This window comes from Sphaerimonospora thailandensis, from assembly GCF_016863115.1.
Taxonomy (GTDB): Bacteria; Actinomycetota; Actinomycetes; order Streptosporangiales; family Streptosporangiaceae; genus Sphaerimonospora; species Sphaerimonospora cavernae.
In genome coordinates, this window is record NZ_BOOG01000044.1 from 1 (window position 1) to 18716 (window position 18716).

The 18716-nt window shown below is 69.7% G+C and carries 19 protein-coding genes; 15 read left to right on the forward strand and 4 right to left on the reverse strand.

Features of this window, described 5'->3' with window-relative positions; all coding sequences use genetic code 11:
• Window positions 1–4: 4 nt before the first annotated feature.
• Complete coding sequence (locus tag Mth01_RS21440; RefSeq protein ID WP_204017705.1) at window positions 5–325, reverse strand: NucA/NucB deoxyribonuclease domain-containing protein; 321 nt, start codon at window positions 323–325, stop codon at window positions 5–7.
• A 554-nt stretch (window positions 326–879) separates the two neighbouring features.
• Here Mth01_RS21440 and Mth01_RS21445 point away from each other — a divergent pair.
• The 5 genes from Mth01_RS21445 (at window position 880) to tsaD (ending at window position 4568) form a co-directional block, all read left to right on the forward strand.
• Window positions 880–1605 (forward strand): hypothetical protein, encoded by a 726-nt coding sequence (locus tag Mth01_RS21445; protein WP_204017706.1) that lies wholly within the window; start codon window positions 880–882, stop codon window positions 1603–1605.
• 2 nt (window positions 1606–1607) lie between these two features.
• Window positions 1608–2174: a class F sortase gene (locus Mth01_RS21450; protein WP_239089880.1), complete on the forward strand. Its 567-nt coding sequence runs from the start codon at window positions 1608–1610 to the stop codon at window positions 2172–2174.
• A 97-nt stretch (window positions 2175–2271) separates the two neighbouring features.
• Window positions 2272–3015 (forward strand): tRNA (adenosine(37)-N6)-threonylcarbamoyltransferase complex dimerization subunit type 1 TsaB, encoded by a 744-nt coding sequence (gene tsaB, locus Mth01_RS21455; protein ID WP_204017750.1) that lies wholly within the window; start codon window positions 2272–2274, stop codon window positions 3013–3015.
• Window positions 3016–3088: 73 nt separating this feature from the next.
• Window positions 3089–3544, forward strand: a complete 456-nt coding sequence (gene rimI, locus Mth01_RS21460; protein WP_204017751.1) for a ribosomal protein S18-alanine N-acetyltransferase — start codon at window positions 3089–3091, stop codon at window positions 3542–3544.
• Complete coding sequence (gene tsaD / locus Mth01_RS21465) at window positions 3531–4568, forward strand: tRNA (adenosine(37)-N6)-threonylcarbamoyltransferase complex transferase subunit TsaD (protein WP_204017707.1); 1038 nt, start codon at window positions 3531–3533, stop codon at window positions 4566–4568. The genes rimI and tsaD overlap by 14 nt, the downstream gene beginning before the upstream one ends.
• Before the next feature lie 89 nt (window positions 4569–4657).
• Here tsaD and Mth01_RS21470 read toward each other — a convergent pair whose 3' ends face one another.
• Complete coding sequence (locus Mth01_RS21470; RefSeq protein WP_239089881.1) at window positions 4658–5902, reverse strand: class I SAM-dependent methyltransferase; 1245 nt, start codon at window positions 5900–5902, stop codon at window positions 4658–4660.
• 220 nt (window positions 5903–6122) lie between these two features.
• On the opposite strand from Mth01_RS21470, the gene groES reads away from it, so the two are divergent.
• The 4 genes from groES (at window position 6123) to Mth01_RS21490 (ending at window position 9213) form a co-directional block, all read left to right on the forward strand.
• The gene (gene groES, locus Mth01_RS21475) at window positions 6123–6434 is read left to right on the forward strand and encodes a co-chaperone GroES (RefSeq protein WP_055482820.1); all 312 of its coding nucleotides are present in this window, start codon (window positions 6123–6125) and stop codon (window positions 6432–6434) included.
• Between the two features lie 65 nt (window positions 6435–6499).
• Window positions 6500–8125, forward strand: coding sequence for a chaperonin GroEL (gene groL, locus Mth01_RS21480; protein ID WP_204017709.1), 1626 nt, complete (start codon window positions 6500–6502; stop codon window positions 8123–8125).
• 249 nt (window positions 8126–8374) lie between these two features.
• Window positions 8375–9001, forward strand: a complete 627-nt coding sequence (locus Mth01_RS21485) for a sigma-70 family RNA polymerase sigma factor (RefSeq protein WP_204017710.1) — start codon at window positions 8375–8377, stop codon at window positions 8999–9001.
• Window positions 8998–9213 carry a hypothetical protein gene (locus Mth01_RS21490; RefSeq protein WP_204017711.1) on the forward strand — a complete coding sequence of 72 codons (216 nt, stop codon included), beginning with the start codon at window positions 8998–9000 and terminating at the stop codon, window positions 9211–9213. The genes Mth01_RS21485 and Mth01_RS21490 overlap by 4 nt, the downstream gene beginning before the upstream one ends.
• Here Mth01_RS21490 and Mth01_RS21495 read toward each other — a convergent pair.
• Window positions 9174–9551 carry a DUF5319 domain-containing protein gene (locus Mth01_RS21495; RefSeq protein WP_204017712.1) on the reverse strand — a complete coding sequence of 126 codons (378 nt, stop codon included), beginning with the start codon at window positions 9549–9551 and terminating at the stop codon, window positions 9174–9176. The genes Mth01_RS21490 and Mth01_RS21495 overlap by 40 nt on opposite strands.
• Window positions 9552–10104: 553 nt before the next feature.
• On the opposite strand from Mth01_RS21495, the gene guaB reads away from it, so the two are divergent.
• Both guaB and Mth01_RS21505 read left to right on the forward strand, forming a co-directional pair.
• Window positions 10105–11592, forward strand: a complete 1488-nt coding sequence (guaB, locus tag Mth01_RS21500) for an IMP dehydrogenase (RefSeq protein WP_275408999.1) — start codon at window positions 10105–10107, stop codon at window positions 11590–11592.
• Window positions 11593–11631: 39 nt separating this feature from the next.
• Window positions 11632–12750 (forward strand): GuaB3 family IMP dehydrogenase-related protein, encoded by a 1119-nt coding sequence (locus tag Mth01_RS21505; RefSeq protein ID WP_204017713.1) that lies wholly within the window; start codon window positions 11632–11634, stop codon window positions 12748–12750.
• A gap of 93 nt (window positions 12751–12843) precedes the next feature.
• On the opposite strand, the gene nagA is transcribed toward Mth01_RS21505, so the two are convergent.
• Entirely contained in the window at window positions 12844–13998 is a 1155-nt protein-coding gene (gene nagA, locus Mth01_RS21510; RefSeq protein WP_204017714.1) for an N-acetylglucosamine-6-phosphate deacetylase, read from the reverse strand.
• Between the two features lie 106 nt (window positions 13999–14104).
• On the opposite strand from nagA, the gene Mth01_RS21515 reads away from it, so the two are divergent.
• From Mth01_RS21515 to Mth01_RS21530, 4 genes are all read left to right on the forward strand, one after another.
• The gene (locus Mth01_RS21515) at window positions 14105–14662 is read left to right on the forward strand and encodes a GNAT family N-acetyltransferase (RefSeq protein ID WP_204017715.1); all 558 of its coding nucleotides are present in this window, start codon (window positions 14105–14107) and stop codon (window positions 14660–14662) included.
• Between the two features lie 238 nt (window positions 14663–14900).
• Window positions 14901–16397, forward strand: coding sequence for an aldehyde dehydrogenase family protein (locus Mth01_RS21520; protein ID WP_204017716.1), 1497 nt, complete (start codon window positions 14901–14903; stop codon window positions 16395–16397).
• Between the two features lie 33 nt (window positions 16398–16430).
• On the forward strand, window positions 16431–16823 hold the full coding sequence (locus Mth01_RS21525) for a nuclear transport factor 2 family protein (protein WP_204017717.1): 393 nt from the start codon (window positions 16431–16433) through the stop codon (window positions 16821–16823).
• A 130-nt stretch (window positions 16824–16953) separates the two neighbouring features.
• Window positions 16954–18675: a glycerol-3-phosphate dehydrogenase/oxidase gene (locus Mth01_RS21530; RefSeq protein ID WP_239089882.1), complete on the forward strand. Its 1722-nt coding sequence runs from the start codon at window positions 16954–16956 to the stop codon at window positions 18673–18675.
• Window positions 18676–18716 lie beyond the last annotated feature (41 nt).

The following is an 18716-nucleotide window of genomic DNA, read 5'->3' on the forward strand; positions in this document are numbered from 1 at the left end:
GGGCTCAATATATGAGCGCCCAAAACCTGTTGTCCTCTCCGACTCGGAAATCACCGTAGAACTTGAGCAGGGCATCTCCTTGCTTCCTGTTCTGCACCCCGTTCAGGGCCCTCGCGGAATAGTTCCCTTGAGCGTAACTGGCTCCCTGCTTGGTCGAAGCGAATGGATACTCATCGCACTGATTGCCCATACCCTTGGGCAATTTATCGTCCCTCGTGGAAGGTCGGTACGCCTGTGGCATGTAGTACTTACAGTAGATGATGTAGAACCTGTGCGGGTGCTCCTCCTTCTCCTCCGGAGTCTCCCCTGGGATCAGCCAGTGCATCGCTCCAGGCCTTCCCACATTCATATGCATCTCGATCTGTGAGAAGTGCTTCCTGTTCTGAGCGTTGGTGATGCCGGGCGTTCCGCGTGTCAGTGGATGTCCTGCGGAATCTTCCCTGGGCGCGGCCCAGTTCCCGGGAATCGCCTTGTCCTGGGGTGCCGGGCGCGTACAGGGTGGCGGTCTCGGTGTTGCGTTCCGGGATCTCCACCCGCTTGCCGGACCTGGCCGCCCTGCTCTTGGCCGCCTCGATGGCCTTGGTCAACCACTGGAGTTCTGCTGGGCGGCCGGGAGGTGTTCTCCTTGGCCGTCGGTTCGGGGGCGGGGTGGGTTCTTGAGCCCAGGAGGGTACGGCGGGTTGCCCAGGTTCCGTGTTCCAAGTGACACGAGACGGGGTGACCTACTCATGGGCGGACGAGGAAGATCGCCGCCTCCACCTGCTTGTTCCTCCTCTGTGAGGGGCGGCAGGGCGGGGATCCTGCCGATAGGAAGATCTTGAGTCATGAATTGGCCTAGATTTTCGGGGTAAGGGATCCGGCGTGGGAGTGGTGGGGTCGATGGGCAGTGTCATGCGGGGCGCCGCGGCGGGGGCCGTCCTCCTCGCCGCGGTCGGATGTACGGCCCAGGCCGACGCCGGAGCGTCCGGCTCCCAATCCGGGACGGCGCAGCCCACGCCGACAGAGTCCGTACGGAGTTCCCGGCAGGACATTCGCGTCACGGTGGACCCGAAACGGATCGACGGCGGCTCGACCAAATCCAACGACATCACGGCGACCGTTCTCATCACGGCGGCGTGCCCGCTGCCGCGGGGTGGCCCTGAATATCGGGCGACCGCCAGGTCCGACGCCTTCACGGGCCTCGTCACGCTGGTGCCGCCGGCACGGCGGCCGGGGAAAACCGGCACGGCGACGTTCTCGCCCACCCCCGCTGCCATCGTGCCGGAGGTGCGCGGCAGCGCGGTGATCAGACCGAACGCCAAGCCGGGTGGCTACCGGGTGCAGGTGCGCTGCGAGGCCACCAACGACATCGGCGATGCCAGGTTCCGCATCGTCGAGCCCAAGCCTGAGCCTGAGTCGACTCCGACCAAGACGAAGAAATATCCCACCAGTGCGCCGCACGCGGGTGGCGGCGGCACGGCCGCGGGTGGCCCGGCCGACGATTCCGCCCTGCCGATAGGCCTGACCATCGCCGTGCTGCTGGCCGCCGCCGGCGTCGGCGTCGTCGTGGTACGCAGGCGTTCCGCGACCCATCGACCCGCGCCCCGCCGACGTTCTGGGGACTGACCTTGGCGGTTCCCACCCGGTGGGTGGTCGTGGCGGGCATCGTCACCGGGTTCGCGATGTTCGTGCTGGCCGGTCCCCAAGATGACACCGAGAGCGGTGCGGCCCGGCCCCGCCGGGCGGCGTACGTCGTGCCCGAGCGGATCGACATCCCGGCGCTGAAACTCCAGGCCCCGCTGGTGAAGCTCGGTCTGACGGCGGAGGGGGATGTCGAACTGCCGCCGTTCGACAAGCCGTCGGCCGCGGGTTGGTACACGGGCAGTGCCGTACCCGGCGATCCCGGCGCATCGGTGATCATCGGACATGTCGACACCAAGACGGCGCCCGCCGTGTTCTTCCACCTGCGCGATCTGAGCGCGGGCGCCGCGGTGAAGGTGCTGCGCAGCGACGGCACGACCGTGTCGTACCGGGTCGATTCGGTGGAACGCGTGCCCAAGGAGCGGTTCCCGGCCGAGCGTGTCTACGCGGAGGACGGCCTGCGGCTGATCACGTGTGGCGGTTCCTTCGACTGGTCGCGGCATGAATACCGGGACAACGTCATCGTCTACGCCTCCCGGGTCGGCTCCGCCTGATCCGCGCGCGATCCTGATCCGGCGACTGCGAGATCACGGGGGGAGTGGGGCGGGAATGGGATGGGGTGGGGCGGGTGAAGGACTACGCTTGACGTTCGTGCTTGTCTTGGCCTTCGACACCGCGACCCCCGCCGTCACCGCGGCCCTGCACGACGGCGATTATGTGGTGGCCGAGTCGACCACCGTCGACGCGCGCCGCCACGGCGAGCTGCTCGCTCCCGCGATCGAACAGGTCCTGCGAGACTCCGGCGTGAGACTCCGGGACGTCACCGCGATCGTCGCGGGGACCGGACCGGGGCCGTACACGGGCCTGCGGGTAGGCCTGATGACCGCCACGGCGCTCGCCACGACGATCGGGGCGCCGGCGTTCGGGGTGTGCACGCTCGACGCGATCGCGTACGCGACCGGGCAGACCGGGCAGACCGGAGAGATCGACGGGCCGTTCCTGGTCGCCACCGACGCGCGCCGCAAGGAGGTCTTCTGGGCGAGGTACGGCGACGCGGTGACCCGCCTCGACGGGCCGCGCGTCGACCGCCCGGACGACCTCCCGCCGGACCTGCCCGTGGTCGGGGCCGGTGCCCGCATGTACGCGGAGACGATCGGCGCCGACCGGGTCGCGGGCCCCGAGCATCCGTCGGCCGGCGCGCTGGCGGCCCTGGCGGCCGGGCGGCTCGCCGGGCTGACAGTCGAGGAGGCCGCCGAACTCGCCGAGATGCCGGACGGCCGCATCGACTCGGTGGAGAAGGCGCGTGAGCTGGGCGTGCTCGGCCCGCCCCGGCCGATCTATCTGCGCAGGCCGGACGCCCAGATCCCCGGAGCGCCCAAGCGCGTGACGGCGTGAGCGTGGTGGACCTGTGACCGACGGCACTTCGGGGCGGAGCGGCACGGCCGGACAGACCGTCGTGCTGCGCCAGATGCGCATTGAGGACCTGCCCGCGGTGATGGAGATCGAGCGCGGCACGTTCCCGGCCGACGCGTGGAGTGAGTCGATGATGCGAGGTGAGCTGCGGGACCAGCCGCGCACCCGGCACTATGTGGTCGCGGAGGCGGGTGGGGAGATCGTCGGATACGCCGGGCTCGCGGCCGCGGCCGACCAGGCCGACATCCAGACGATCGCGGTCCTGGCCGGGCACCGCCGCTCCGGTGTCGGCGCCGCGATGATGGACGCGCTGGTCGCGGAGGCCGTACGACGCGGCGCGCGGTCGGTGTTCCTCGAGGTGCGCGCCGACAACGCTCCCGCACAGGCGATGTATGAGCGGTTCGGTTTCCAGCCGCTCGGGCTGCGGCGACGCTACTACGACGACGGGACGGACGCGATAACGATGGTGAAGGAGCTGGATCGAACGGGGGAGCGCCATGAGCAGGACTGACGAGCCGATCGTCTTGGGGATCGAGACCTCCTGCGATGAGACCGGCGTGGGCATCGTCCGCGGTCACACGCTGCTGGCCAACACGATCGCCTCCAGCATGGACGAGCACGCCCGGTTCGGCGGCGTGGTCCCGGAGGTGGCCTCACGCGCCCACCTGGAGGCGATGGCGCCGACGGTGGAGGGCGCGCTGGCCGCGGCGGGCCTGCGGCTGTCCGACGTCGACGCGGTCGCGGTCACCGCCGGACCCGGCCTGGCGGGCGCTCTGCTGGTCGGGGTCGCCGCCGCCAAGGCGTACGCCATGGGCCTCGGCGTCCCGCTCTACGGGGTCAACCACCTCGCCGCGCACGTGGCCGTCGACCAACTCGAACACGGCCCGCTGCCCAAGCCGGCGATCGCGCTGCTGGTCTCCGGCGGCCACTCCTCGCTGCTGCTGGTGCCCGATGTCGCACAGGACGTGGTCTCGCTGGGCTCGACCGTGGACGACGCGGCCGGCGAGGCGTTCGACAAGGTCGCGCGCGTGCTCGGCCTGCCGTTCCCCGGTGGCCCGTACATCGACCGGGCCGCCCGTGAGGGCTCGGGTACGGCTGTCGCGTTCCCCAGGGGGAAGTACGACGACGGCACGCTGGACTTCTCCTTCTCCGGGCTGAAGACGGCGGTGGCCCGGTGGGTGGAGGCACGTGAGGCGGCAGGAGAGCCCGTGTCGGTGGCCGACGTGGCCGCGTCGTTCCAGGAGGCGGTCGTCGACGTGCTCACCCGCAAGGCGCTGCAGGCCTGCGCGCGGTACGACGTCAAGGATCTCCTGATCGGCGGCGGAGTGGCGGCCAACTCGCGGCTGCGGGTGCTGGCGCAGGAGCGCTGCGACGCGGCGGGAGTGCGGCTGCGGGTGCCTCGGCCCGGGCTGTGCACGGACAACGGCGCGATGGTCGCCGCGCTGGGGGCGAACCTGGTCGCGGCCGGTGTGGATCCGTCCTCGCTGGACATCCCGGCTGATTCATCCCTGCCGATCACGACCGTTCACGTCTGAGCGACCACCGGTCAAACCAGGCCCCGGCCCGTGATCTTGCAGTCGTGAGTGCAAGATCACGGGACTGGGCGGTGGGGTATTTTATTTGATCACGGGATCTTGGCCGGCCGGCAGAGCAGGGCATATGGGCGATCTTCGATTCGGGTAAGGGCGATTACCGCCGATTTCGCCCCGGAAAGCCGGAGGTCTTTACGCAGTCGTTCGATATCGACCGCCGATCCGCGTTTCTTGATGGTGACGTTCCCGATGCCCCGTTCCCGCAGCGCCGCGCGCAGCCGTTTGAGTGAGAAGGACATGACGTCGGTGATCTCATAGCATGCCGCCCATTCGGTCACGACGGCGTGGTCACCGGTGATGTAGGCGATCCGCGGGTCGAGCAGGTGTCCTTTGACGATTTCGGCGACCTCCGCCACCAGATGCGCCCGGATCGCGGCTCCGTCGGGCTCGTAGAGGTACCGTCCCACCGGTCCGGCGGCCACCTCGGCGCCGGTGGGCGTCAGCGTCGCCCCAGACGGCAGCAGCGTCGCCCGCCGGCCCTCCGTGCCCGTACCGGTCCAGATGGCCGCCTCCTTCACCTCGCCCTTGTAGGAGACCCATTCGGCCTCCGCGCCGTCCGGGATGAACTCGTACGGGATGCCGGGGGCGACCTTCACACAGGCGGCAGGCGCCCGGGCGACCAGTTCGAGCACCGCCGGCCAGGCGGGGGAGTAGGCCATCGGGTCGAAGACGCGGCCCCTGGCGCTCCGCCTGGCCGGATCGGCGAACATCAGGTCATATCCGCGGGGATCGCAATCGGCGGCGTCCGCCGTACGGACCCGGACCGGGGCGGGCAGGCCCGGTGAGGGCGGGCCCGGTGAGGACAGGCCCAGCGCGGCGGCGTTGGCGCGGGCGACCTCGGCGGTGAGCGGGTCGAGATCCACCGCGTCCACCGGGCAGCCGGCGCGGGCGAGCGCGACGAGGTCGCCGCCGATCCCACAGCACACGTCGAGCACCCTCGGCCCCGTTCCCGGCCCCGCTTCCGTCGCGATGGCCGACTGCGAGCCGAGTGCCGCGATCCGGCGGGCGCGGTGTGCGGCGACCTCGGCGCGGGTGGCCTGTTCGAGGCCATGTGGGGTGAAGTACATGGCGGCCGCGTGCGCGCCGAACTTGGCCTCGGCCCGGCGGCGCAGCGTCGCCTGGGTGAGCGCGGCCGAGGTCAGCGCGGGGGAGTACGTCCTGCGCAGCGCCGTGACCGCGGCGACCGGCTCGGCGCCGGCGGCCACGAGATCCACGGCCTGGGCCAGGGCCCGGCGTCCTTCGGGCGCGAGTAGTTCGCGAAATGCGTCGAGGTCCACGCCCACCGACGCTACCGCTGATCGGCGGCTTCCGGTCATGCCCCATCTGACCTGCGAGGCGGGTTCGTGTTGACTGTCCGGGCGCACTTGCATACTGTTTCGTGTTGGCACTCACCCATAGAGAGTGCCAACTGCGACGAGACTGGTCTGACACCCGCGACGGCAGGCCGCTGGTCGCCTCTTCAGCTCATTCATCGCAATCTGAAGGGGAGGTCCGATCGTGACGACCGCCACCAAGGTTCCCGTTAAGCCGCTTGGCGACCGCATCGTGGTCCAGCCGCTTGAGGCCGAGCAGACCACCGCCTCCGGCCTGGTCATCCCGGACACCGCCAAGGAGAAGCCGCAGGAGGGCAAGGTCCTCGCGGTGGGCCCGGGCAACTGGGACGAGGACGGCGAGAAGCGTATCCCGCTCGACGTCAAGGAGGGCGACGTCGTCCTCTACAGCAAGTACGGCGGCACCGAGGTCAAGTACGGCGGCGAGGAGTACCTGGTGCTCTCCGCTCGCGACGTGCTCGCCATCATCGAGAAGTAAGCCGCGTACGGCATGCGGAGCCCCGGGTCACGTGCCCGGGGCTCACTGCTCAGAAGGAGACGTGAATGCCCAAGATCCTGGAGTTCGAAGAGGACGCGCGGCGCGCTCTCGAGCGTGGCGTGAACGCCCTCGCCGACGCGGTCAAGGTGACCCTCGGCCCGCGCGGCCGCAACGTCGTCATCGACAAGAAGTTCGGCGCGCCCACCATCACCAACGACGGCGTGACGATCGCGCGTGAGGTCGAGCTCGACAAGCCGTACGAGAACCTCGGCGCGCAGCTCGCCAAGGAAGTCGCGACCAAGACCAACGACATCGCCGGCGACGGCACCACCACGGCGACCGTGCTGGCCCAGGCGATGGTCCGCGAGGGCCTGCGCAACGTCGCGGCCGGCGCCGCGCCGCTGGCGCTCAAGCGCGGCATCGACGTCGCCGCCAAGACCGTCAGCGAGCGGCTGCTCGACAGCGCCCGCCACGTCGAGGACAAGAAGGAGATCGCCAATGTCGCGACGATCTCCGCTCAGGACGCCAAGATCGGTGAGCTGATCGCCGAGGCGTTCGACAAGGTGGGCAAGGACGGTGTCATCACCGTCGAGGAGTCCAACGCGATGGGCCTGGAGCTGGAGTTCACCGAGGGCCTCCAGTTCGACAAGGGCTACCTGTCGCACTACATGGTGACCGACCCCGAGCGCATGGAGGCCGTGCTCGAGGAGCCGTACGTCCTGATCCACCAGGGCAAGATCTCCTCGATCGCCGACTTCCTGCCGCTGCTGGAGAAGGTCGCCCAGACCAAGCGGCAGCTGCTGGTCATCGCCGAGGACGTCGAGGGCGAGGCCCTGGCCGTCCTGGTGACCAACAAGATCCGCGGCACCTTCACCTCCGTCGCCGTCAAGGCGCCCGGTTTCGGCGACCGGCGCAAGGCCATGCTGCAGGACATCGCGATCCTCACCGGCGGCCAGGTCGTCAGCGAGGAGGTCGGCCTCAAGCTGGAGCACGTCGGCCTCGAGGTGCTCGGCACCGCCCGCCGCATCGTGATCAACAAGGACAACACCACGCTCGTCGACGGCGCCGGTGACGCGCAGGCGATCGAGGACCGGGTCCGCGAGATCAAGCTGGCGATCGAGCAGTCGGACTCCGACTGGGACCGCGAGAAGCTGCAGGAGCGGCTGGCGAAGCTCGCCGGCGGTGTCTGCGTGCTGCGGGTCGGCGCCGCCACCGAAGTGGAGCTCAAGGAGAAGAAGCACCGTCTCGAGGACGCGATCTCCGCGACCCGCGCCGCGATCGAGGAGGGCATCGTCTCCGGCGGCGGCTCCGCGCTGGTGCACGTGTCCAAGGAGCTGGACGACCTGGGCCTGTCGGGCGACGAGGCCACCGGTGTCGGCATCGTGCGCAAGGCGCTGGTCGAGCCCGCCCGCTGGATCGCGGAGAACGCCGGCATGGAGGGGTACGTCGTCGTCTCCAAGATCTCCGCGCTCAACGCGGGGGAGGGCCTCAACGCCGCGACGGGCGAGTACGGCGACCTGGTGACCCAGGGCGTCATCGACCCCGTCAAGGTGACCCGGTCGGCCGTGCAGAACGCCGCGTCCATCGCCGGCATGCTGCTGACGACCGAGGCGCTCGTGGTGGACAAGCCCGAGGAGGAGGCCCCCGCCGCCGCCGGCGGCCACGGTCACGGCCACGGTCACGGCCACTGAGCCTCAGCCCATGATGCGCTGATCATCGGACCGCGGTCCGGTGACGCGAGCCGCGTACGGCTCCCGCCTCCCGAGGCGGGAGCCGTACTTTTTTCCGGCCACCACCGGCCGAATAAGCGGCAATTAGGGACAGGCCGTTGGAATGTTCCAATGTTTAGTGGTCGTCCGATTACTTATTGTTATCGACGCGTCAATGTGACCAATCCGTAGCCGTCAACCATGACGACATGAACGATCGTGGCGGGCATCATGCCTAACGTGACCGAGGGACGCGTCGCCGACGCCGCAACTGGGGTAAGGCTTGCGACGAGATCGGATGAGTCCGACCTCAGGGAACTGACGAGCCTCGCCGTACGGGGAGATCGCGCCGCGATCGAGTCTTTGCTGGGACATCTGCGCCCGATGGTGGTTCGTTACTGCAGAGCCAGGCTCGGCAGGGTCTCGGGTCACTATCACATCGCGGACGATGTGGCCCAGGAGGTGTGCATCGCCGTGCTGTCGGCGCTGCCCCGTTACCGCGACATGGGGCGCCCGTTCGCGTCGTTCGTGTTCGGGATCGCCTCACACAAGGTCGCGGACGCGCTGCGCAGTTCGGTGCGCTCGGCGGTGCCGACGCAGGACCTGCCGGACGGGCCCGACGAGAGGCCTGGGCCCGAGGAGACCGTGGTGCGTTACATCGAGGCGCAACATGCGCGGGCCCTGCTCTCGCGGCTTCCCGAACACCAGCGGGAGCTCCTGATCCTGCGGGTGGTGTCGGGGCTCTCGGCCGAGGAGACCGGTAATGTACTGGGCATGTCACCAGGTGCCGTCCGGGTTGCCCAGCATCGCGCTCTCGCCAGATTGCGGCAGATCGCCGAGCTGGAGTCGATTGCTTGACCGCCCACGTGGAGGACGACACAGCGCTCACCGACACCGTCCTCGATGCTCTCGCACGTCGCGAGATCGTGGAGTCGGACGCCGACCCGGCCGTCCGGCTGCTCAGTGATCCCGCCATCCGGCTTCTCAGAGCGCTCGTCGCCGACGTCGACGAGACGGGCGAGGTGGCCGACTACCGGCTCTCCTCCGTGTCGATCACGCCGTCCACGTAGCCTCTGGCGTACTCCCAGCTGACGTAGTTGGCCGGGTCTGGTCGATAGGCCGGTTCGTGCACCTGTGGCCGGCCGTTGTCGATCATCTGCCGTAGGTTGCCGCGGAGCAGGTCCCAGTCGAAGTAATGCTGGTCGCCGCACTCCGGGCAGTCGAGAACCAGGCCGAGCACGCCCTGAGGCTCCAGCAGGGAGCGGAAGACCTCCACGTCGGCCAGGTCGGTCAGCGCCTCGTCGCGCTCGGCAAGGGTCAGCGGCTCGGGGTCGTCCGGCGCTCCGAGCTCCCCTGCGGGGTCGTTGGGGTCATCCGCGAAAGGATCGCGGGGGACGTCTTCCAGCACGCATCCCACCCTATGGCTACGACCGACCCAGCGGTGGAAAGTGAGCCCCGGCCGACCGGAGTCGGAGGGGCCGAACATTCGTGGCGTGCGCCCGCCGACGACGGACTTCGGCGTCGGCCCATGCCGGCTGTCAGATTCGCGGCGGCACCCACCCCCATGTCCAAATATTTCTTGTAAAAATCCGGAAATGTGGGCCGCCGTTTCTGGGCCGGCATCTATTTGATCTTCATGTCATGTCGTTCGCCCTCGCCGTCGTCGTGCCGCTGACTATGGCCGCCGCACACGTTCAGCGGATTTCCGCGCAGGCATTGCGCATTGACGGTCCGTGACGCATTATTGACTTTGCGTAAGCACGGTGGCCGCGTCACTCGGGCGCGGAGGGGGGTTCGATGGCTGCGGCCGGTGCGATGCCCGTGAAGGTGGGGGGATCATTCGTGATCCCCCCACTTTTGGTTTGCGCGCGACCCATAGACTGACGTCGGTGCTGCGGAACAACCCTCCCGCCAAGGCAGGACGGGTTGGCGCAGGAGGGGTCGGCGCAGGAGGGTTGGAGATGGCCAAGTTCACCGAACCGGGGCTCACGTTCGACGACGTGCTCCTCGTTCCCGCCTATTCGGATCTTCAGCCGGGTGAGGCCGACACCACGACTCGTCTGTCGCGGAGCATCATGCTGCGCATCCCTCTGGTGTCCGCGGCCATGGACACGGTGACCGAGGCCCGGATGGCCGTCGCGATGGCCCGTCAGGGCGGCATCGGGATCCTGCACCGCAACCTCTCGATCGAGGACCAGGCCCAGCAGGTCGACCTGGTCAAGCGTTCGGAGGCGGGGATGGTGACCAACCCGGTGACCTGCTCTCCGGATGACACGCTGGCCGATGTCGAGCGGCTGTGCGCCACGTACCGGATCTCCGGTGTACCGGTCATCGACGCCGACGGCATGCTGGTGGGGATCGTGACGAACCGGGACATGCGGTTCGAGACCGACCACAGCAGGCCGGTCCGCGAGGTCATGACCGCCATGCCGTTGGTGACGGCCCTCGTCGGGGTCTCCCGTGACGAGGCCTTCCTGCTGCTCCGGCAGAACAAGGTGGAGAAGCTCCCGCTGGTCGACGAGGCCGGGCGGCTGCGGGGCCTCATCACGGTCAAGGACTTCATCAAGAGCGAGCAGTATCCCCTCGCCACCAAGGACGCCAACGGGCGGCTCATGGTCGGCGCGGCCATCGGCGTCGCGGGCGACGCCGAGCAGCGTGCGGCGGCTCTCATCGAGGCCGGGGCCGACGTCATCGTGGTGGACGTCGCCCACGGGCACTCCCAGGGCCTGTGCGACATGGTCGCCAAGGTCAAGGCCAACGCCAACGGGCGGGTGGACGTGGTCGCGGGCAACGTGGCCACCCGGGCCGGGGCCCAGGCCCTGGTGGACGCGGGCGCCGACGCGGTCAAGGTGGGCGTGGGCCCCGGCTCCATCTGCACCACCCGCGTCGTCGCGGGCGTGGGAGCCCCCCAGCTCACCGCGATCTACGAGGCGGCCCGGGCCTGCGCACCGGCGGGCGTGCCGGTCATCGGCGACGGAGGCCTGCAGTACTCGGGGGACATCGCCAAGGCGCTGGCCGCCGGCGCCGACACGGTCATGCTGGGCTCGCTGCTCGCCGGGTGCGAGGAGTCGCCCGGCGACCTGATCTTCATCAACGGCAAGCAGTTCAAGTCCTACCGGGGCATGGGCTCGCTCGGCGCCGTACGGAACCGCGAGCGCGGCGGGGAGTCCTTCAGCAAGGACCGCTACGCCCAGGCCGAGGTGTCCGGGGAGGACAAGTACATCCCCGAGGGCATCGAGGGTCAGGTGCCCTATCGCGGCCCGGCCGCGGCGGTGGCCCACCAACTCGTCGGCGGGCTGTGCCAGGGCATGTGGTACACCGGCTCCCGGACGATCTCCGAGCTGCACGAGAAGGCGCAGCTCATGCCCATCACGGCGGCGGGCCTCAAAGAGAGCCACCCGCACGACATCCAGATGACGGTCGAGGCGCCGAACTACCACCGGCGCTGACACCACGTTCAACGGCCAGGAAGAAGAGAACAGGCGGCGATGAGTCAGGTGGAGATCGGGCGCGGCAAGAGCGGACGGCGGGCGTACGCACTGGACGAGATCGGCATCGTGCCATCCCGGCGCACCCGCGATCCCGAGGAGGTCTCGATCTCCTGGCAGATCGATGCCTACCGTTTCGGCCTGCCGCTGGTGGCGAGCCCGATGGACAGCGTGGTCTCCCCGGCCACGGCCATCGAGATCGGCCGGCTGGGCGGCCTGGCCGTGCTGGACCTGGAGGGGCTGTGGACGCGCTACGACGACCCCGCGCCGCTGCTGGAGGAGGTCGCCACCCTCGATGAGGCGGCCGCGACCCGGCGGCTGCAGGAGATCTACACCGCGCCGATCCGGGACGACCTGATCGGACGGCGGATCGAGGAGATCCGCGCCGGGGGCGTCACGGCGGCGGTACGGCTGTCGCCGCAGCGGACCGTTCAGCACCACAAGGCCGTGATCGACGCCGGCGTGGACATCTTCGTGATCCGCGGCACCACGGTCTCCGCCGAGCACGTGTCCGGCCGGGCCGAGCCACTGAACCTGAAGCAGTTCATCTACGAGCTCGACGTCCCGGTCATCGTCGGCGGCTGCGCGACGTACACGGCCGCGCTGCACCTCATGCGGACCGGCGCGGCGGGCGTGCTCGTCGGGTTCGGCGGCGGCGCCTCGCACACCACCCGTAACGTGCTGGGCGTGGCGGTGCCGATGGCCACGGCGATCTCCGACGTCGCGGCGGCCCGCCGCGACTACCTGGACGAGTCGGGCGGTCGGTATGTCCACGTGATCGCGGACGGCAGCATGGGCGGGTCGGGCGACATCGCCAAGGCCGTCGCCTGCGGCGCGGACGCCGTCATGGTGGGGTCGCCGCTCGCCAGGGCGACAGACGCCCCCGGCCGCGGGTTCCACTGGGGTTCGGAGGCGCATCACCCCGAGCTGCCGCGCGGCAGGCGGGTCGAGTTCGGCACGATCGGCACGCTGGAGCAGATCCTGCACGGCCCGTCCGTCGTGGCCGACGGTTCCATGAACCTGATGGGCGCCCTCAAGCGCACGATGGCCACCGCCGGCTACTCGGACCTCAAGGAGTTCCAGCGCGTCGAGGTCGTCGTCGCGCCGATCCAACCCTGAGCCGATCCAGCCCTGAGCCGATCCGACTCTGGCGTGACGCGCTGAAACGCGTGGGCGGGCGCCCGGTCTCGTGGACCGGGCGCCCGCCGCTGTTCAGCTGGGCTGAGTGATCCAGGTGCCGCGCTTCATGACGCCGTCGACCTGGAGATCGTCGCCGAGCACCACGAGATCGGCGTCCTTGCCGACCGAGATCGAGCCGACCCGGTGGTCCAGGCCGAGGACGCGGGCGGGCGTGAGCGACGCCATCAGCGCGGCGTCGACGAGTGAGGCCCCCATTTCCCGAACGGTCCGCCGGAACGCCACGTCCATGGTCAGCGTGCTCCCCGCGATCGAACCGCCCCCCGGATCGCCCCCGGCCAGTCGCGCCACGCCGTCCGTGACATCGACCGTCATCGGGCCGAGCCGGTAGCGCCCGTCGCCCATGCCCGCGGCGCCCATCGCGTCGGTGATGAGCGCCGTACGGCCCGGGCCCGCCTGGTGCGCGGCGAGCCGCAGCATGGCCGGGTGGACGTGGACGCCGTCGTTGATGAGCTCGACCGTGATCCGCTCGTCCTCGAGGAGGGCGGCGATCGGGCCGGGAGCGCGGTGGCCGAGCTGCGGCATCGCGTTGTAGAGGTGGGTCGCGACCGTGGCCCCCGCGTCGATGCCGGCGATCGTCTGCTCGTAGCCTGCGTCGCAGTGGCCGATGGCGGCGATCACCCCCTCGGCGGCGGCGTCCCTGATGACGTCAAGGGCATCGGGCAGCTCGGGGGCGATCGTGAGCATGCGGACGTGGCCCCGGCCGGCCTTGAGCAGCGCCCGGAACTCCGCCCGGTCCGGCTCGCGCAGCTTCGCGGGGTCGTGCGCGCCGCACCGGGACTTCGCGATGTACGGACCCTCGAAGTGGATGCCGGCGATGACTCCCTGCTCGCACAGGTCGGCCAGGGCGGAGGCCGCCCGGGTCAGCGCCTCCGGCGAGGCCGTGACCAGGCTGGCGATCGAGGTCGTCGAGCCGTGCCCGAGGTGGAAGGCCGCGACGGCGGCCGCGGACTCCGGATCCCCGTCGGGATAGGACCCGCCCGCCCCGCCGTGGGTGTGGATGTCGACGAACCCGGGCACGATCACCCGTCCGCCGAGGCTGTGGCCGTTGCCGTTCCGGGGGCCTGTCCCACGCCCGATGTGCGTGATCCGCCCGTCCTCGATCGTGAGCCAGCCGTCGTGCACCTCGTCCGGGGTCACTACGCGCAGATCCGAGAGAGTCATGCTCATGCGCCCCATCTTTCCGCTTCCGTGCGGCATCCGCCGTACTGGGTGGGCTCGCGTGGCACGGATAGATTTAGGGTGATCGCAAAATATCTCGCAGTGTGGAGAGTCGATGTCGCCGACAGAGGTTCAGTTGCTGCCCGGCACCGTCGGCGCCGATGCCCTGGCCGAGCTGACCGATATGGTCAACCGGGTGTACGCGGCCGCGGAAGCGGGCCTGTGGGTGGACGGCGCCGCCCGTACGACGGTCGAAGAGATGTCGGAGCTCGTCCGTGCCGGGGAGATCGTGGTGGCCCGGATGGACGGCCGGATCGTCGGCAGCGTCCGGGTGCAGCAGCTCGAGGACGGAGTGGGCGAGTTCGGCATGCTCGCCATGGAGCCCGAGCATCGCGGAGCCGGCATCGGCCGGCAGCTGATCGAGTTCGCCGAACGGCTGAGCCGTGAACGCGGGCTGGCGACCATGCAACTCGAGGTGCTGGTCCCCCGGGATTGGCGGCATCCGTTCAAGGAGTACCTGAACGGCTGGTACACCCGGATCGGCTACCGGATCGTGCGCATCGGCTCCCTCGAGGAGACCAACCCGGACCTCGTCCCGCTTCTCGCGACCTCCTGCGACCTCCGCATCTACCACAAGAACCTCAGCCCCGCGCCTGTTGGCGGCGAGCCGTGACCCCCCTCACGGAGACCCGACCCGAGTAGGTGCCGAGCACGTCGAGGTATTCCTGAGTTCGGCCCTCTCCGGGCTGTCCTTCATGCGCTTCATCGCCGCGGGATGACCGTCCAGGTCGGACCTTTACCCGAAACGAACGGTGGTGTCCGGTACGGCGATGCCGTACCATCCGTCTCATATACGAAATCGTAGACGACACTCTCCGTCCCCCAACCCGAGAACAGGTCCCCTCATGGAGATGACGCTCGACACCTCGGCAGGATCCGCACGGACACCGCGATTGCTCACCCCGGGCCGGCTCTTCATCGGCGGGGCATGGCGTCCGGCATCGGATGACCGGGTGTTCGCCACGGTGGACCCGGCGACCGGCGAGGAGATCGGCTCGGTCGCCGAAGCGACCCGGGCCGACGTCGGCGACGCGGTCGCCGCGGCGCGGTCGGCGCTGCACGACCCTGAGTGGGCGGGCATGTCCCCGGCGGCGCGCGGGCGGCTGCTATGGCGGCTGGCCGACCTGATCGAGGCCAACGCCGACGAACTGGCCCGCCTGGAGACCCACGACCAGGGACAGCCGTTCGGCATCGCGCGGCAGATCTCGGTCGGCGGCACGGCCGAGCACTTCCGCTACTTCGCCGGCTGGACCACCAAGATCGAGGGCGCGACGATCCCGGTGTCGTTGCCGAACGTCATGAACTACACGCGGCGTGAGCCCGTCGGCGTCTGCGCATTGATCACCCCATGGAACTTCCCGCTGATGATCCTCGCCTGGAAGCTCGCGCCCGCGCTGGCCTGCGGCAACACGGTGGTGATCAAGCCGGCCGAGCAGACCCCGCTGACCGCGCTGAAGCTGATGGAGCTGTGCGAGCAGGCGGGCATCCCCGCCGGAGTCGTCAACCTGCTCACCGGCGGCCCCGACGTCGGCGCGGCGCTGGTCTCCCACCCCGGCGTGGACAAGGTGTCGTTCACCGGCTCGACCGAGGTCGGGCGCAGCATCCTGCGCGCCTCGGCGGACAACCTGGCCCGCGTCACGCTCGAACTCGGCGGCAAGACTCCGGTGATCGTGGCGGCCGACGCCGACATCGAGCGGGCCGTGGCCGGCTGCGTCCAGGGCGCGATGTTCAACAGCGGCCAGGTGTGCGCGGCCTATTCCCGCTTCTACGTGGACGCCCGCCGCGCCGACGAGTTCGTCGAACGGGCCGCCGAGATGGCGGGCCGCATCGTGCTGGGCCCGGGCATCGCGCCCGACACGGAGGCCGGTCCGCTGGTCAGCGAGGAGCACCTGCGACAGGTCGACCGATACGTGCGCGAAGGGGTGGCCGCGGGGGCGGAACTCGTCGCCGGCGGTGGGCGCGCGGAGGGCCCGCTCGCGGACGGGTACTTCTACCGGCCCACGGTGTTCAGCGGCGTCGATGACGGGATGAGCATCGCCCGTGAGGAGATCTTCGGTCCCGTGATGTCGGTGCTGACCTACGACGATCCGGATGAGCTCGCCGGGCGGGTGAACGACAGCCCGTACGGCCTGGCCGCGTCGATCTGGACCGACGACCTGTCGACGGCGCACCGGATGGCCGCCGATGTCCGGGCCGGGGCGGTGTTCGTCAACATGCTGCACACGCCCGACCCGGCGGCGCCGTGGGGCGGCTTCAAGAGCAGCGGCTTCGGCCGCGAGATGGGCGCGTACGCGCTGGATGTGTACACCGAGGTCAAGGGTGTCTTCATCAACCTCGACCCGCACTGACGACCTCGACTCGAACTGGACGAAAGGATGAGCATGGCGACGAACCGGGAGATCATCGAAGCGCATTACGCCGCCTCGGCGCGTGGGGATCTCGACGGCATGTTGGCCGACTTCGCCGACGACATGAGCTGGACCGAGATGGCCGGCTTCCCGTACGCGGGCACGTACGTGGGCCTGGACGAGATCCGCGAGCAGGTGTTCGGCCGGCTCGGCGCGGACTGGGACGGTTTCGACGCCACGCCGGAGCAGGTGATCGACGGGGGTGACGGCAACGTGGTGACGCTCGGGCGCTACACGGGCACATACCGGGCGACGGGCAAGTCGATGACGGTGCGGTTCGCCCATTTCTGGCAGGTGCGAGACGGGCGCATCGTGCGCTTCGAGCAGGTGACCGACTCCCACCTGGTGCGCCAAGCCATGCAGTAGCAGCAGGTCTGCGTAATAACCGACATTTGGGTAGATCCTTGGGAAAGGGGGAGTTAACCAGGATTCCCGGCGTGCTACTCGCGGGTAGATTTACCACGGCAGAGGCGAAAAGCCGTACAGAGGGAGCCCTATGTCGGTGAGGATGGGCGCGGCGCGGCTCGGCCCCGCCGAACGCGCCTCCGCGTTGGCGCGGATGGAGTCGCAGGAACTCGACCTGGTGGTGATCGGCGGTGGCGTCGTCGGGGCCGGGGTGGCCCTGGACGCCGCGACCCGCGGCCTGTCCGTGGGGCTCGTCGAGGCGAGGGACTTCGCCTCCGGGACCTCGTCCCGGTCGTCCAAGCTGATCCACGGCGGGCTGCGCTACCTGGAGCAGTTCGACTTCGACCTGGTCAGGGAGGCCCTGCGGGAGCGGTCGATGCTCCTGCAGCGGATCGCCCCCCACCTGGTGCGGCCGGTGCCGTTCCTGTTCCCGCTGACCCATCCCGGCTGGGAACGGCCGTACATCGGAGCCGGGATGATCCTCTACGACACGCTCGGCTTCTCCTTCGGCGCCGGGCGCGGGGTGCCCGGGCATCGGCACCTGACCAGGAAGGCCGCCCTGCGGGTGGCCCCCGCGCTCAGGCGGTCCGCGTTCAGCGGGGCCGTGCAGTACTGGGACGCCCAGGTCGACGACGCGCGCTACGTGATGACGATGCTCAGGACGGCCGCGACGTACGGCGGGCACATCGCCTCGCGCGCACAGGCGATCGGCTTCCTGCGCGAGGGTGAGCGGGTCACCGGCGTTCGGGTACGCGATCTGGAGACCGGCGCCGAACTGGACCTGCGCGCCCGCCAGGTCGTCAACGCCACGGGGGTGTGGACCGACGAGATCCAGCAACTCGTCGGGGGACGCGGCCAGATCCACGTCAGGGCGTCCAAGGGCATCCACCTGGTGGTGCCCCGCGACCGGATCCACTCCCTCACCGGGATCATCATGCGCACCGAGAAGTCGGTGCTGTTCGTCATCCCGTGGGGTCGCCACTGGATCATCGGGACGACCGACACCGAGTGGACGCTCGACAAGGCGCGCCCGGCCGCGTCCCGGGCCGACATCGACTATCTGCTCGATCATGTCAACTCCGTGTTGTCGGTGCCGCTGACCAGGGACGACGTCGAGGGCGTCTACGCCGGGCTGCGGCCGCTGCTCGCCGGGGAGTCGGAGGAGACCTCCAAGCTCTCGCGCAAGCACGTGGTCGCGCATCCGGTGCCCGGACTGGTCATGGTGGCCGGCGGCAAGTTCACCACCTACCGGGTGATGGCCGCCGACGCGGTGGACGCGGTGGCCCACGGTCTCGACCAGCGGGTGCCGCAGTCCTGCACGCACCTGGTGCCGCTGGTCGGGGCCGAGGGCTTCCAGGCGCTGTGGAACTCCCGCCACCGTCTCGCCGGCTCGTCCGGCCTGCACGTCGCCAGGATCGAGCACCTGCTCAGACGCTACGGGTCCATGATCGACGAGGTGCTGGCGCTCATCGATCGGGACCCCTCGCTCGGCCGGCCGCTGACCGGCGCCGACGATCATCTCCGCGCCGAGATCGTGTACGCCGCGACGCACGAGGGCGCCCGGCACCTCAACGACGCGCTGACCCGGCGCACGCGGATCTCGATCGAGACCTTCCACCGGGGCGTGGCGGTCGCCCAGGAGGCCGCCGAGCTCATGGCGGGACCGCTCGGCTGGGACGCCGACCAGATCAAGCGCGAGGTCGATTACTACACCAAGCGCGTCGAGGCCGAGCGGGCCTCCCAGGAGCAGGACTCCGACCAGGAGGCCGACGCGATCCGTCTCGGCGCCCCCGAGATCGTCCCCATAGCCTGACCCCGTGTCGAGAACACCATGCAGGCTCGGCAGCCACTGAA